General features: G+C 39.6%; 14 protein-coding genes. 2 read left to right on the forward strand and 12 right to left on the reverse strand.

Annotation, left to right across the window (positions count from 1 at the left end; genetic code table 11):
• Nucleotides 1–165, forward strand: a 165-nt coding sequence (locus tag C509_RS23090) for an ATP-binding protein (protein ID WP_033369568.1), incomplete at its 5' end; no start/stop codon positions are given.
• A 194-nt stretch (nucleotides 166–359) separates the two neighbouring features.
• On the opposite strand, the gene C509_RS0100010 is transcribed toward C509_RS23090, so the two are convergent.
• A complete protein-coding gene (locus C509_RS0100010) occupies nucleotides 360–857 on the reverse strand; it encodes a DinB family protein (protein ID WP_018704836.1) in 498 nt (165 codons plus the stop codon).
• Nucleotides 858–1,390: 533 nt separating this feature from the next.
• Here C509_RS0100010 and C509_RS0100015 point away from each other — a divergent pair.
• Nucleotides 1,391–2,503, forward strand: a complete 1,113-nt coding sequence (locus C509_RS0100015) for a CAP domain-containing protein (protein WP_018704837.1) — start codon at nucleotides 1,391–1,393, stop codon at nucleotides 2,501–2,503.
• A 63-nt stretch (nucleotides 2,504–2,566) separates the two neighbouring features.
• Here C509_RS0100015 and C509_RS0100020 read toward each other — a convergent pair whose 3' ends face one another.
• The 11 genes from C509_RS0100020 to C509_RS0100070 form a co-directional block, all read right to left on the reverse strand.
• On the reverse strand, nucleotides 2,567–3,049 hold the full coding sequence (locus C509_RS0100020; RefSeq protein ID WP_245542403.1) for an endolytic transglycosylase MltG: 483 nt from the start codon (nucleotides 3,047–3,049) through the stop codon (nucleotides 2,567–2,569).
• A gap of 4 nt (nucleotides 3,050–3,053) precedes the next feature.
• A complete protein-coding gene (locus C509_RS0100025) occupies nucleotides 3,054–3,434 on the reverse strand; it encodes a hypothetical protein (protein ID WP_018704839.1) in 381 nt (126 codons plus the stop codon).
• Nucleotides 3,435–3,628: 194 nt separating this feature from the next.
• Nucleotides 3,629–5,362, reverse strand: coding sequence for a sulfate adenylyltransferase (locus C509_RS0100030; RefSeq protein ID WP_018704840.1), 1,734 nt, complete (start codon nucleotides 5,360–5,362; stop codon nucleotides 3,629–3,631).
• Nucleotides 5,363–5,980: 618 nt separating this feature from the next.
• A complete protein-coding gene (locus C509_RS0100035; protein WP_018704841.1) occupies nucleotides 5,981–6,541 on the reverse strand; it encodes a flavodoxin family protein in 561 nt (186 codons plus the stop codon).
• Between the two features lie 17 nt (nucleotides 6,542–6,558).
• Entirely contained in the window at nucleotides 6,559–7,500 is a 942-nt protein-coding gene (locus C509_RS0100040; protein ID WP_018704842.1) for a threonine/serine dehydratase family protein, read from the reverse strand.
• A gap of 15 nt (nucleotides 7,501–7,515) precedes the next feature.
• The gene (locus C509_RS0100045; RefSeq protein WP_018704843.1) at nucleotides 7,516–8,394 is read right to left on the reverse strand and encodes a tetratricopeptide repeat protein; all 879 of its coding nucleotides are present in this window, start codon (nucleotides 8,392–8,394) and stop codon (nucleotides 7,516–7,518) included.
• Nucleotides 8,395–8,408: 14 nt separating this feature from the next.
• A complete protein-coding gene (locus tag C509_RS0100050) occupies nucleotides 8,409–9,353 on the reverse strand; it encodes an ATP-binding protein (RefSeq protein WP_018704844.1) in 945 nt (314 codons plus the stop codon).
• 17 nt (nucleotides 9,354–9,370) lie between these two features.
• The gene (locus C509_RS0100055; RefSeq protein ID WP_018704845.1) at nucleotides 9,371–9,673 is read right to left on the reverse strand and encodes a hypothetical protein; all 303 of its coding nucleotides are present in this window, start codon (nucleotides 9,671–9,673) and stop codon (nucleotides 9,371–9,373) included.
• 77 nt (nucleotides 9,674–9,750) lie between these two features.
• Nucleotides 9,751–10,164, reverse strand: coding sequence for an OsmC family protein (locus C509_RS0100060; RefSeq protein ID WP_018704846.1), 414 nt, complete (start codon nucleotides 10,162–10,164; stop codon nucleotides 9,751–9,753).
• A 29-nt stretch (nucleotides 10,165–10,193) separates the two neighbouring features.
• The gene (locus tag C509_RS0100065) at nucleotides 10,194–11,732 is read right to left on the reverse strand and encodes an AbgT family transporter (RefSeq protein WP_018704847.1); all 1,539 of its coding nucleotides are present in this window, start codon (nucleotides 11,730–11,732) and stop codon (nucleotides 10,194–10,196) included.
• A 334-nt stretch (nucleotides 11,733–12,066) separates the two neighbouring features.
• Nucleotides 12,067–12,699 (reverse strand): phosphatase PAP2 family protein, encoded by a 633-nt coding sequence (locus C509_RS0100070; protein ID WP_018704848.1) that lies wholly within the window; start codon nucleotides 12,697–12,699, stop codon nucleotides 12,067–12,069.
• Nucleotides 12,700–12,712: the final 13 nt, after the last annotated feature.

Consider the following 12,712-nt stretch of genomic DNA (forward strand, 5'->3'; position numbering starts at 1 on the left):
AATAAGGCACCAAAAGAATGGGGAGAATTATTGGGTGATCAAGCTATAACAACAGCAATTCTAGATAGGATTCTTCACCGAGTAGAAATCATTCATTTAAATGAAGATAGTTATCGTATGAAGCATCGTTCTACCATATTTGGGGAACAAAGTGTTTCAAAATAACGAGCAAAAATTGTTTCATTCTACTTGACGGTCACAAATGCAGGATGATGAAAGGTAATGAAAGGATATCCAGTATAGGTTCGGATAAATTTTAATCAAATCGAGGAAAGAGCATGTTTTGAAAAAAGATTGTTCAAAACATGCTCTTTTATATTGTAATAGGTTAACCTCTTTTTAAAAAAGTTTGATTACATTTACGGCGCTTCCATACCAAACTTTACCCAATCCTCTTTTGACGGACCATAAATGCCTGGAACAGTTAATCCTGCCTGTCGCATTAGAACAGTCATTTGTCCTCTATGATGGTTTTGATGTTGAATCAAAAACAGCAAAAGTGAACCATTGGGTATTTGTTGACCAATAAAGTTGATACTTTCTTGAAGTGTATGGTCAGTCCATTGGGCTTTTAACGCCTGTACAAATGCATTACTGGCTTGATGATAGCTGTCTGCTATAAACTGAGCCGAAGTAGGAACAGGATAATCTTCAACTGGGGCATCAAACGTTAGGTCTGTGTTTGAAGTAATTATGCGAATGGAGGCAACATTATGCCAAGCAATACGGCCTAAAGTCCAATTTTCTGAAGTTATCTCTTGTTTAAGTGATTCATCAGTTAGACTATTTAGTATTTTCTGTGTAGCATTAGCCTCGAACTCCCAAGATTCTAAAAAATGGTCTAAGGTTTGAAACATATAGATCCTCCTTATAATATCTTTGTTTTTCTTTATATGTACCTATAATTCAATTATATTCCCCGTTTAGTTAAAAAGAAAATAATTTTAGACTAAAATATATAAGGAAAAATCCACCGCCATATTCTTATAAACGGCACAACTTTATTTTTTAACATTGTTACAAGCATCGTGACTCTTTAAAAACTAAAATCTCTTTTCGTAAATTCACCTTTTTCAATCCCTTCGTTACGTGGGTTGACGCTTTGGGGCCAGATATTATTTGACAACACCTCTTTATGTTTAGTTATATTAAGTGGTCAATCCCAACTTTATATTAACTTTCCTCTGAAGCATCATCATAATATGTGCTGCTATAGTTTGAGTGCGAGTTGTATGTTCCTATGTGTGATATGATAATCTTCAAAATGGTATTGTATCCTTTAACTACCATTACAGCTTGTTTCCATTTTCACTATGTTCATTATAGAATAGAACTATATGTAGATTTTGTGCTTGAGAACATTACTTGATAAATAAGGAGCGAACAATATTTGAAGTTCTTTAGAACTGTATTTATTTTCCTTTTAATTGCAGGATTCATTTTATATAAGCAGGGCAATGAACAAGTGGTTACATCTGTCCAATCCGTTATGGAAACCTTTCGCTCGTATTCTGAATCTGTGAAAAAACAGCCTGAGTTTTCTAATATCATTGACAAATTGGAGGAAGGATATCACTCTTTAAAAAATGAACTCAAAGGGATTGAGCCTCAGGAACAAGTGGAAATCCCTCCATTAAAAACCCCTGAGGAACAAACATTTTCAGTTCACAATATCGAGATTGGCGATCCAATGGACGAAGTTGAAAAACAGGCAGGTAAGGAACAGCGTGCTTCCTATAATGAATATGGCGTCAAATGGTTCACCTATCATCAAAACTACCAAAATTTCTTTATGGCTGCTTATGATGATCAGGGAAAAGTTGCCGCATTATATACTAATCAGGATTTGATTTCTTCAAAAACGGGAATTGAACTCAATGATTCAAAAGAAACTGTTGTTCAAAAGCTAGGTGAGCCAATCAAAGGGATTCGAAAAGGGTTCGTCATGTATCAAGTGCAAAACGATGGAGAATACAACATTTATGAACTCGATAATTGCTACGTTACTGTGTTTTTTGATAAACATAAAGATCATACCATCACAGCTTTGCAAATCATCAGCAAAAATCTCGAGAAGCAGAAAAAAGATTTCTTTGCAGCGGGCACTGAAAAATTAGAGAATGGTTTCGAATATCAATTGTTTGACCTTACAAATGCTGCTAGAGTAAAAAATGGTCTTTCAGTACTCACTTGGGATGAGCATGTAAAAGTGACAGCGCGAAAGCATAGTAAAGATATGGCTGATAAAAAATATTTCAGCCATGATAGTTTGGATGGTTTAACCCCTTTTGACCGTCTAGAAAAAGATAATATCAATTATATGGCTGCTGGAGAAAATATTGCAACCGGCCAGGTGAGCAGTATTTTTGCCCATGAAGGATTAATGAACTCCATGGGCCATCGAAAAAATATTTTGAGTACGGATTATAATTCACTGGGTGTTGGAGTAGCCTTTGATTCTGAGTCAAGACCCTTTTATACGGAAAATTTCATAGGTAAATAAAGAACCGCCAAATTCCGGCCTGAAACCCAGGCAGGATATTTGGCGGTCTTTTATATTTACCTATTATTTAAAAATCGCGGCTATCACATCATCCTGGGACATATCGCTATCCACTTCATACGAGCCAGGACGTAGTTTATTCTCCACTTTTTTCTTCTCGACAGCTTTTGAGAATTTGAAGGCATCATCAACGATTTTAGCTTTTACAAGCATTTTCCCTACGTCAATACTGGTCATCCCGTCGGTGACATTGATTACAACACGATAAACTACTTCTTTATCTTTTTCTTTATCTTTATCTTCTGTTGCTTTAGCTTCTTTTGCTTTAGCTTCTTTCACTTTTTTATCATATTCTTCAACAGTTTGAACAATATAGCCGGAGGATTCAAGATCGGCTATCATCTCCGCTTCAGACGGCTGGACACTTGTAACTGTTTCTTTTTCTGTTGTTTTGACCGGAGCTTTGGAAGCTTCACTTTTAACTGAAAAATAAGCAGCACTGCTGATTGCGGTAGCTAGGAGAATGCCTGCTGCAAAGCTGGCCAATGGATTAAATCTCATTTGCAACCTTGCTCCTTTCTTTTTTTCCAGCTATGTAAGGAGCGATTATCTGCCTAACTTCGTTAACTGATAAATTTTTGTCCGCCGCAATGTTTTCGATTGAGTATTTACGATTATACAAATCCAACACTTCACGCATCAGAACTCTTTGCTCTGATGATAGCTGAATACCGGATTCCTTCATAATGACCTCTATATCAAGCTCCATGTTGCGGATCGATTCCCTTATATCTTTTATCTCATTCATAGTTGATATATGAATCATATCGAGCTCTTTCATCTCTTCCTTAGAGGCATTACGTCCTTTGATTCCCGATATAATGAGCAATAAGGCAGAGGCTGCAAACAAACCTCCCAATGTCCATTCCATCAAAATTGGGTCCCCTCTCCGTATTTAATTTGTTCCAATAACTTATTATACATCCATAGACCTAATTTTTCGACCTGATAATTGGAAATATGACCAAAGTCGGGTATAATTTGCAAATTTCTCCGGTTTCAACGACATATTGAAACCCCCGCTTAATAATGCAGGGGTTGTATAAATTGTCTATTCACAATATTTTATTTTTCCTCAGGCTCATCACTGCCACGGTAGCGATTATATGGAAGCGGATTCCATGTGCGATATTCCAATTTATCAGCACGTAATGCCGGAGGAATGTCCTCAAGTATTCTCTTGGCTACTTCCAACTCCCGCTTCGATTCTACTTTATCCTGATATAAAAATTCATCGGATGCCGTTTCCGGGGCCTGTTTCACTTTTTCTTCCAGGTCTTCAACAACCATTTCCTGCTGATGCCGCAAGGATTCGCGGGCCTCGGTTACCCATTGTCTCTGCATGTCGCGATCCGCATCTCCGACATAGGTATACTCTTCGTAGATGTCCTGATAAATACGATCTGCATTCAAACGAACATCCATCGTTGCGGCTTCCAAATCACGTATGGTCAACTCCTCGGGTGTCAGCTTCTCTCGCCGGTATGTGCCACCGAGACGTGTTGCCTCCAAATAGAATGGGAACATACTTTTTATCGTTTTGCCCACCGGAGAAATAGACCGCTGGTTTTCATCCAGGCCTTTAGGCTGGATGCCTTGCATGGCGATCCGACTAGATTCGGGGCGGACAACTTCTTTTGGTGGCATAATTCCATGACGAAGCATTTCCCGGATGCCCGTTCCTGAAATTTTCAGCCTGAATCGTTCATCATGGGAACAGGTCTTTTCAGTTGCGTGATTTGAACAGCGTGTGCAATAAAAAACTTCATGGTACAGTTGGACATCAATGCCTAATTCGTCCGGTGAAAACTCATCGAATATCGAATGACTTGCGTACTTATCGTAATAATCCCCGACTCCCGCATGGTCACGGCCAATTAGTGCATGGGTGCATCCGAAGTTTTTCATGATCAAAGCATGCAATACAGTTTCCCGCGGCCCTGCAAAAATGTATGTGACCCTTAACGGAGCAAGAGAAACTCTTTCTTTCGGATAATAAGCATCCAGGACACTGCGGTAAGAAAGCATGCGAAACTCATTCCTGGTATATTCCCGTTTGGCCATCTCGACAAGAGGCTGGACTAATAAACCGTCGACAGTTTCAAGTGCGTTCTTATGAATATATTCATGCCCCCTATGAAGCGGGTTCGCACCGGTAATGAATCCGCCTACCGAACGGAATTTCTTTTCTTCATAAAAAATTCTCCAAGTATCTTTGGGCTCCAAACGGATTTTTTCAAATGGTCCCCAATCGACCCGCCGTAAAAGCGAAATGGGTCCACCTAATGCAACGTCCCCCATCCTTCGGAAGATTGAGTCTACGCCCGGGTGATTCCGATCCGTAGTCCCAAACAGCTGGGCAGCGCGCTCTTCTTTGTTGTATGCGAAAAGATCTTCTATTTTCAAAATGGCAACCGGTTCTTTGCTTTCATCGGCCAATGCAACTTCATCACCAATGGAAAGAGAAGCAACCACCTCTTTATTTCGATTCCCAATTGGTGCAAAGCTAAGCGGAACTGGCCAGACTACACCGTTTTTTAATCGGCCTTCATAGAGTACCGACTTATAGTCCTCCTCGTTCATAAAACCCTCATTCGGCGACAGAACGCCCGTAGCTATCATTTCAAGCGTTATCACAGCTTCCAAATCTACCATGATAGTAGGCAACTGCCTTGCCCTAATCAATTCCTGTTCCCGTTCTTTCCCTTTTAATACCCTATCAACCAGTTTTCCGCCGTGCGGCTGCTGCGGATAGTTGGCAAAACTGCCGGTTTCCGGGGCTACAACTTTTTGATCCATGCTCTTTTTCCTCCCATTTTTTTCTACTTTTTTCTCCAGCATATTCCCAAATCGACCCAGTAATCTATGAACCTATGAATTTTAAATTCATGCATTATGTATATGCTTTATTACACACTGTAAACGCTTTTACAATAAGAAAACGCAAGACGTATGATCACCTCAAGCGTGACAAATCGTTATTATTAAGACCTCCAGTCTTCGGAGTTAAACATAACACATGTTATTCAGAAATTTTTTTATTATAAAAAAGTGAGCTGTATGCTCTGTCGATCAGGGAAACATCATTGTTGTATAACAGATTATGAATTTATTATATAATTACTACGTTTAAATTACAAGAAAATTAATAATAGAAAAGCAACAGTAAGTTGTCCAGTGAACCGCCAACGGGATCTATCCGAATCTTACTTATTCAGAACGTTTTCCGAAAACAGTGGTAAAAAGAACAACAATTATAGTGATTGGTGCGTCGAAAGAAAGTAGCAAACCTTGTTTCTTTTCCGGGATTCAGCATAAGCTCTATATTATCGGGACCGAAGGGGTCTTCGTCCGTGTATACTTGGTGCAAAAGGAATGCATAAGATCCACTTGGACAATGCAGTTGAAATAAGAATCTCAGTATGCAGCTTTCAAAGCTTTTAGCTCCTCATTTAACTTACTAGCGGAAAGGAGGGCTATGTCATCATGTAAAACATCTTCCGGTTTATTGCCTTCGCCGATAATATACCCTTCAAATGACATCCCGATGAATTGAAATATCCACCGGAACTGGTCAATCATGGCCAAGCCTTTCATATGAGGTTCATCTCCTCCGACAGTTATGACATACGCTTTTTTGCTGCTCATTTTGTTTTTGAAATCCGGAAACTTCGGATCTCGTAAAGTTTGAGACCAACGATCGATGAAATTTTTCATCAAACCTGACATGCTGTACCAGTATAGGGGAGTTGAAAAAAGAACGATATCGCTCTCTTCAACCTGTTTGATGATCTTGTCATAATCATCATCCACATCGGTAAATCCTTGCTCCAAATGGCGGCCGTCAACTATTGCCTGAATGGTAAAATTCCGCAGGTAAATTTCCTTTGCGTCCAATCCTGCGATAACATTCTTTGTCAAAAGTTCTGTATTGCCATTAGGCCTGCTGCTTCCATACAATACAACCAATTGGGACATTGAGTTTTCCTCCCTTTTTATATTAAAAGTTTCGGTATGGCGTCTCCATCGATGTTCCCCCCTGAAATCAGTGCAACAATCCTTTTTCCTTCAGGTTTCCTTTTCAAGGCTCCTGCCACCGATACTGCACCTGAAGGTTCAATCAACTGCTTCATCCTTGTTAATACATAACTAAATGATTGCTTGATCGATTCTTCATCAACAAGGACAATGTCATCCACATACCTCTGGATAATAGGGAATGTCAACTCACCTGGTATGGAAGTCCTTAGTCCGTCTGCAATCGTAGTGCTGGCACCTTTATTGATCCTTTTTCCTTCCTTAAGCGATACATATGTATCATTGGCAATGGCCGGCTCCACCCCAATGACACGAATCCGTGGATTCGTTTCTTTTATGGCGGTGGCAACTCCTGAAATCAGCCCACCACCCCCAATAGGGACGTACACTTCATCAATATCATTAACCTGCTCCAGAATTTCCAACCCGGCGGTTCCCTGCCCCGCCATAATGAAAGGGTCATCATAAGGGGGAATGAATACAGCTTTACCGTCTTGACTTATTTGTTTAGCTCGTTCAATCCGCTCTTCCGATGTAGTGCCACAAAATTCGAGATTTCCGTTATAAGCTCTGATTGCGTCCTTTTTGCATGCTACGGCATCTTCAGGTACAACAATAGTGGAGGATATTCCAAGCTGATTGGCTATATAAGTCACTGCCTGTCCGTGGTTACCGGAAGAAGCGGCAATCACATGATCAGTATTTTTTTGAGCTTCATGAATGACCTTGTTTGAAGCCCCACGGATTTTAAAAGCGCCTGTTTTTTGCAGATGCTCACATTTAAAGAACAATTCATTCCCCGTATCATTGGAAATCGTTTCCGAAGTCATGATAGGAGTTCTTTTTACGATGTCCCCTATTCTTTCCCGGGATTCCCGAATCAAATTCAAATCAATCATACAGTTCCTCTCCCTTTACTTTTTGATTTTTACAAATGCGTTTCCGAAAACTTTATAATTGACAATTAACTTCGTACTCCAATGAGCTGCGGCATATAAAATGATAAACAGAATGACAAGGGGTTTGAAAAGAATCCATAAAAGAATCCAAAGTAAAATGGCAACCCAAGGCTTAACTTTTGAAAAGAACTTTGAAGGAAGCAGAAAAAAGCGGTAAATTTTATATTGTTTCTGCAAAATCTCCAGATATTCAGTGCGGGTTTGCGGATTGTCAGGATCCATACGAACAGCGTTCTCCAAAAATAAGAGCGCATTTTCAACGTCTCCCCTTTGATCCGCTGCCCAGGCCAAGTATAAAAATATCAATGGATGTTCAGGATCAGATTCCAATGCCTGCCTCTCCATCACAACTGAAAGCTGCTTATTTCCAAGCAAACTTTGAACATATCCGTAATTGGCAAGATAAAGTGCGTTATATGGTTCTATGCGCAAAGCATGTTCAAAACTTTTCTCCGCTTGCTTAAACTTACCATCTTGGTTGTATATATTTCCTTCCAAAAAATAATAATAACTGTTTTCTGGAAAGAGACTAATCGCTTCCTCAATTGTTTTTCTGGCAGCTTTCCAATTTTGCTGAGTATAGAGGGTCCCCGCCCTGACTTCCCACGCCAGTGGATTTTCCGGATCTTTTTTCAGCGCTTCTTCAGACCAATGCAGGGCTTTTTTATATTCGTCCATTTCCAAAAATATCTTACCCAACAGTGCAAAACCGTCCGAATCGTCAGGGTACATTTGTATGTACGCCTCAGCTTCTTTGATGGACTCTTGATACCGATTCCAGTCAAGAAGCTGGACAATTCTTTCAAACTGTGAGTATTGAAGCCTTTCATTCAACGAAAACTCACTTCCTAACGAATTTTATTTTCCTTTATATAATCCAGTACATGCTCATAGTCTCTATTTACATCACTGAATGTTGCATAATTTTTTGCTGTTGAAAACCATTCCAAAGTAGATGGTTTCCTTCCTTTTAAAGCTTGGTTTAAATCGTTGTCAGTCAGCGGCTGCAATTCTCCCGTCTCCAATGAACGGTGAAGCGCGGATTCGATCGCATCATTTACAAGCTGCTCAAGATCTGCACCGGAGAAATGCTGTGACTTGCCGGCAAACTTTTTAAAATTCAACTTAGTCTGCGGTTTATCTTTCGCCTTTAATTTAAGTATTTGTTCCCTTTCCTGTTCACTTGGCGGTGGAATAAAAATCAACTGATTGAATCTTCCCGGTCTTCTTAAAGCCGGATCCAAGTACCACGGGGTATTTGTTGCTCCGATGACATACACTCCATTGTTGTGAGAATTGAGCCCATCTAGCTCTACAAGCAATTGATTGACAAGCATCCTCTCATGGTGATGTCCCATATTTTGTCTGCTCCCACCAAGTGCATCCAATTCATCGATGAATAGGACACAAGGCTTTTGCTCACGTGCTTTTTCAAAAAAATCATGAAGATTATGCTCACTTTGTCCTACATACATCGATAAGATGGCTTGTAATTCCATATGGAGAAAATTGGCGTTAATTTCCCCTGCAATCGCCCTTGCCAGAAAAGTTTTACCGCAACCCGGCGGTCCGTATAGTAGGAGGCTGCCGCCGGCTTCTTTTCCATAGGCTTTGAAAAACTCCGGATTTTGAAGCGGTAAAATGAAGTTCATCCTGATTTTCTTTTTAACTTCTTCCAACCCGCCGACATCATCAAAAGTTTCCTGAGGTTGCAGCGATTCAATTAGTGTGTTTTTATGTTTATCAAATTGAATGACTTTAAGTTTGTTTTTTCCCTCTTCGTTATTTGACATGATAGATCGTTTCCCCCTTATTTCCCTCTTGTTCTCTCTATTTCCTCTGTCACTACAAAAGCCAAGTCCTCATTCCCGAACAAGGAAAGAACTCCGAGTAATGTATCATCCGGTATATCTCCGGATTCTTCCTTTGATACGGTCAATTCCATTGCCTCTTTCAAAGCATCATTTTCCCGCTGCCCCGGATAGGCTTTTTTATATAATTCTTCGGGATCCAAATCGTGATTGATACACCACTGCGCAAATACAAGTATCATCATTTTCTCATCTTTGCGGTAGCTTTCGATGATTTTCTTTTCCAATTCATTTGAACTCATGGTGTTGCTCCTTTTTCAATATGTAAAAAGAGGAGCAGATAGTGATTCTATATGCTCCCCTTTAAAATAATATTAGATTATTGTTCTACTCCATTCAATACTAATCTATAATTGATTTTCGCCTTTAATGAATCTGATACTGAACAATATTTTTCTTCTCCCAATCGGATGGCGCGCCAAATCTTCTTTTCATCAATGTCACCATCCACAACAAATGTGACTTCTATAGTTGTAAATCCTTTAGGCGCTTCTTCCTTCCTGCTACCGTCCGTAATGATTTCAAGTTTTTTTATTCTGTCCAAAAAAGGCCTTAAAATCATCGTTACATCAATCCCAATGCAGCCAGCCAATGAGCTCAAGAGCATCTCTGTGGGAGTAGCACCTTTTTCCAATCCCCCATATGCCTCTGTCGCATCCATATGGATCTTATGGCCGGAATCCCCCACAGCTGTAAATGCACGACCACCAGTCCATGTTGTAGTCACCTTCATATATACATCCCTTTCTTACCTGTTTAATTTCAGTAAGTCAGACTTGTTCCGGGACCAACCGGAATGCCTATAAAATACCATATAGCAAAGAAAATAGTCCAGCAAACAAGAATAATGATCGAATAAGGCAACATGAGTGAAACAACTGTTCCGATTCCGTTGTTCTTCCCATATCTTTGAGCAAATGCCACTACAAGTGGAAAGAATGGCATAAGCGGAGAAATGATATTCGTAGCCGAATCGCCTATTCTATAAGCTGCTTGAGTAATTTCTGGGGAAATCCCCATTTGCATAAACATCGGTACGAATACCGGGGCCATAATTGCCCACTTTGCAGAATCCGCAGCAATAAATAAGTTAATGCAAGCTGAAATAAGTATAAAGGCGATCAGTAATGGGATTCCATCCAAATGGATAGATTGCAGAAAATCGGCTCCTTTGACAGCTATTAACGTACCCATGTTCGTATAATTAAATAATGCGATAAACTGTGCGGCAAAAAATATCAAAACAATAAATCCGGCCATCGTCTCCAACGAGGATGACATTAAATTCGCAATATCTTTATCATTTTTAATTGTCTTGGTCACAATCCCATAAACGATACCGGGAATCAGAAAGATCAACATCATCAGGAAAATAATACTGCTCATAAAAGGTGACTGGATGATACTCCCTCCCTCACCGCGGAGCCATCCGTTCTTAGGCAGCACCAATAATGCGATGGCAATAATGGTGATAAGTATGGATATATTTGCCCAAAACAGCCCTTTTTTCTCTATACCGGTAATCGTGTGTGGATACTCAATTGGTTCATTTGGAACAAACTTTCCTAGTCTGGGCTCAACAATTTTATCGGTCACGATTGTTCCAATCAATACAATCAGAAAAGTGGATGCGAACATGAAAAACCAGTTATCTGTAGGGTTTACAATATATTCTGCATCCAAAATGTGAGATGCTTCTGTCGTCATGCCACTTAGAATAGGGTCATTTGTACCGAGAAAAAGATTGGCTGAATACCCTCCAGCAACCCCAGCGAACGCAGCGGACAAGCCTGCCAGAGGATGGCGCTTGAACCCAAGGAAAATGATTGCGCCGAGTGGTACAAGTACAACATAACCAACAGAAGCAGCTACATTGGAAAGCACTCCTATCAGTACAACAATTGGTGTTACAAGCCTTTTGGGAGCTTTGGTTACGGTATTTGTCATCAATGCACCAATATAGCCTGTTTTTTCAGCCACTCCTACACCCAGCATGGCAACTAAAACGGGTCCTAATGCAACAAAAGATGTAAAATTACTGACAACATTGGAGAACATATACGCAATGCCTTCGGGGACAAGCAAACTGACAATTTTTACTGTCTGAGTTTCTGTCTCCATTGTTTCCTGGTTTACACCTTCAAAAGTCACGCTCGTTCCCATTAAATAGAAAATATGGGATAAAACGATGACAATAAATGTAAATAGAACAAAAATTGAAACAGGATGAGGAAGCCTATTCCCTTTTTCCTCTATAAAATTTAAGAACCTTAATGACTTTGATTGTTTGGTTTGATCCATTCAATTCTTCCCTTTCATTGTAAATACTCCATATCAAAGTATACACATATGAATTATAATAATCTAGAAATCAATTTGCGAATATATTAATTGAAATCCGATACTCCTCATTTTCCCTCCTTGCCATCAGTACTGTTTCCAAAAGGTTATTTCATCAACAAGTTGAGAATGAAAAACAAAAATATAAAAGATACTTACAAATCCCGTAGAAATTTCCGGAATTCCTAAAAGCGACTCCTCAATCTTAATAGCTAGTAACGAACAGCAAACAAAGAACCGCTGATAGCAATTTTTTAGAAATATAAAAAATCTTGTACATGTGTACAAGATTACTTTATCCCCTGCTTACATATTTATGATAAAACCAAATGACTGCGAGTATCCAGGAGCTACTTGCAAGATATCCCGCTAGAACGTCGCTCGGGTAATGGACTCCTAAATAAATTCTGCTTATCCCAATCATGAGGATAAATAAACTGGTGGTAATAATCAAAACTATGCGTCCTATCCGGCCAGGAATTTGATTCCATAGAAGATATGCGATTACGCAGTATACCGAAACAGCATTCATTGAATGCCCGCTTGGAAAGCTGTAACCTCCTATTTCAATCAGGCGGTGTAAATTTGGACGGACCCGGTGAAATGACAGTTTTAAAATTGTATTGAGGATAGGGGTTCCCAAAACCACTGCACCAAATATGAGCAGTTTCACTTTACTTTTATAAAAAACAAGAATGATCAATACAAGCAAAAAGATGACCATTATGGATGGAAATGAACCGATCCGTGTAAAAAACTTCATGACTATAGTAAGAGGCTCGGATTCGAGCCCCTGAATAAAATGAATAACTGTATGTTCAAAGCGATATAAAATCCGGGCCTTGACAAGGATAGCCATGCTGCAAAAACCAATGAACGAAAGGACTGCAAAAAAACACATTTTTCTTAGCCGTTTTTCATTTATCATTCAAATACACCTA

It is taken from the genome of Siminovitchia fordii DSM 16014 = CIP 108821 (assembly GCF_000374565.1).
GTDB classification, from domain to species: domain Bacteria; phylum Bacillota; class Bacilli; order Bacillales; family Bacillaceae_C; genus Siminovitchia; species Siminovitchia fordii.